Source organism: Streptomyces tricolor, assembly GCF_002155905.1.
Lineage (GTDB): Bacteria > Actinomycetota > Actinomycetes > Streptomycetales > Streptomycetaceae > Streptomyces > Streptomyces tricolor.
Genome location: NZ_MUMF01000868.1, coordinates 1 through 1,558, shown reverse-complemented (window position 1 = coordinate 1,558; position 1,558 = coordinate 1). Strand labels below are relative to the sequence as shown.

General features: G+C 74.1%; 1 protein-coding gene and 1 pseudogene. One reads left to right on the top strand and one right to left on the bottom strand.

From position 1 onward, the window contains the following. The first annotated feature begins 194 nt into the window (after positions 1–194). Complete coding sequence (locus tag CCN44_RS40935) at positions 195–959, top strand: bestrophin-like domain (protein ID WP_086704281.1); 765 nt, start codon at positions 195–197, stop codon at positions 957–959. Positions 960–1,113: 154 nt separating this feature from the next. On the opposite strand, the pseudogene CCN44_RS40930 reads toward CCN44_RS40935, so the two are convergent. Beyond that, positions 1,114–1,558, bottom strand: a pseudogene (locus tag CCN44_RS40930) (hypothetical protein); the annotation flags it as partial.

The window sequence follows — 1,558 nt, the reverse complement described above, 5'->3', positions numbered from 1 at the left end:
CCCACGCCCACCCCACGGCCCTCCGTGACCCCGGTGAGCTACCCGGCGTACCACCCCCGCGTCATCAGCCGCCCCACGCGCGGGCGCACCTCGACCGTCACCTACGTCCTGCTCATCACCGTGCCCGCGATCGTCGCCGTCGCGGCGCTGCGCCCGCGCTGACGCGCCGGCCCGCTCACCTCTGGAGGCACCTGTTGTCGGATTGGCTTGTTCTCGTCCTCGCGATGCTGGGGGCCTGTGCCGTGGTGGTCGTCATCACGCTGCTACGGCACCGGACGGCCGCCGAGGACGAGGATCCGAGCGAGACCCCGGACGTCATCGAGTACATGACGATGTGGATCGGTGTCATCTACGCCATCGTCCTCGGCCTGGCCATCGCGGGCGTCTGGGAGGCCCGCAACGCCGCGCAGGACCATGTGCAGTCCGAGGCCCAGGCACTGCACGAGATCTCGGAGCGGGTGCGGGTCTACCCGCCGGACGTCCGCGACCGCATCCGCGCGGACGTGGACGCCTACGTGAGCTACGTCGTCCGCACCGAGTGGCGGACCATGGCGGCCGAGGAGCGGGTGACGGACCGCGGCGCCACGCTGCTGCAGCGGGTCCGGGCGGACGTCACCGACTACCGGCCGGTCAACGACTTCGAGGCGCAGGCGTACCAGCCCCTGCTGGACCAGCTGGCCGCCGCCGACCAGGCGCGCAACGCGCGCGCCGACGCCACCGGGGCCACCATGCCGCCGGTGGTCTGGTGGGGGCTGATCACCGGGGCGCTCATCACCATCGGCATGGTGTTCGCGCTCCAGATCCGGCGCACCGGGCGGGAGTTGGTCCTGGCCGGGCTGTTCTCCGCGACCATCGCCTTCATGCTCTTCCTCATCTGGGACTTCGACGCGCCCTACAGCCGCGGCATCGCGGTGACCGCGGAGCCGTTCGTGAGCCTGTTCCCGGGCGTCAGCGGCTGACCGGGCCGCCGCCGCGGCACCCGCCGCTCGCTCGGCGCACGGCCACGACAGGCCTTCGCCCCCGCTTCCGGACGGAATCGGGGCGAAGGCCTGTCGGCGTGCGGGGGCCCGGGCGCGGGGAACGCACCCGGTGGCCTCGGCGGCGCACCGGGGCTCAGACGCGCTTCTCGTGCCGGCGGCGCAGCCAGAGGGCACCACCGCCGATCACGGCCGCGCCCACCAGGCCGCCGCCGATGGCCACGTCGGTGGGTGTGGCACCGGTGGTCCTGCTGCCGCCGATGCCGCCGTTGACGCCGCCGAGCACGGTGAAGGCCCCCCGGCGGGTCAGGGTGCGGCCGTCGCAGCGCACGGTGACGTCGTACCGGCCGCGGCGGGCGTCGCGGTCGACGGTGGCGACGCCGCGTGCGGTGTCGTCGCGGAAGGGCTCCAGCCGGATGGTGCCGAAGGCGTCGGAACTCGCCGTGCCGTACCGGCAGCCGTTCACGATGACGGTGAGGCGGCCTCCGGCGGGCAGGACGTCGGGCGTGACGAAGATGTCGTGCGAGTTCACGCCGTCGCCGTGGCCCGACCCTTCGCCTCCGCCCTCGCCCCCGCGGCCG